Origin of the sequence: Falsihalocynthiibacter sp. BN13B15 (genome assembly GCF_041205415.1) — a bacterium.
Taxonomy (GTDB): domain Bacteria; phylum Pseudomonadota; class Alphaproteobacteria; order Rhodobacterales; family Rhodobacteraceae; genus Falsihalocynthiibacter; species Falsihalocynthiibacter arcticus.
Genome location: NZ_JBGFCE010000074.1, coordinates 1 through 623, shown reverse-complemented (window position 1 = coordinate 623; position 623 = coordinate 1). Strand labels below are relative to the sequence as shown.

The window sequence follows — 623 nt, the reverse complement described above, 5'->3', positions numbered from 1 at the left end:
AAAACTTTGTTCGAAATCAGAAAAGTCCGTGCGGAGAGGCGAAAACGTGTTCGTCTCGGTCGCGAGTGAGGCACAAAAAATCCGCATATGTTTTCCTGTTTGTTAAAGGAGCGAGGGGCCACGGGATGGCCCCTCGCCTTGGAAGTTCGCCAAGACACCTCGGCGGACAGGGAGGATTAATCCAGATAGGTCGAGGCATTGGCCTCAGCGACGGAAGCCTTGAACATGCCGAGCAATTCACCAGCACGGGCATCCATATTCTCGGCGACGTGCGCTTCAAACGCGGGCTGAGCGGCGGCGGACATAGCCGCGCGTTGATCGGCAGTAAGCGCGGTTACTTCGATGGAGTCCATCAACCCTGCAAGTCCGCGATCCGAGGCTTCGATGATGCGGGACAGGCCGCGACTTGCCGTGACACAGTTCTCTGCCGCAGTACGGATCGTCGCGCGCTCGCTGTCGGACAGCCCCTCAAAGAAGGCGCGGTTGATCATCATTGTATAGGGCGAAAACAGGTGGTTGGTCAGCGTCATATAAGCTTGCACTTCGGCGAAGTTCGCGAAGGAAATGATCGGAACGGGATTCATCTGGCCGTCGATAACACCGGTTTGTAGACCGGAATACAC

Annotated in this window: 2 protein-coding genes; both read right to left on the bottom strand. The window is 56.5% G+C overall.

Annotated features, from left to right (window positions below):
• Positions 1 to 87, bottom strand: an 87-nt coding sequence (locus AB9F26_RS22210) for a M81 family metallopeptidase (RefSeq protein WP_369769123.1), incomplete at its 3' end; no start/stop codon positions are given.
• 89 nt (positions 88 to 176) lie between these two features.
• Positions 177 to 623: TRAP transporter substrate-binding protein DctP (gene dctP, locus AB9F26_RS22205; protein ID WP_369769122.1), on the bottom strand; the 447-nt coding region annotated here is incomplete at its 5' end.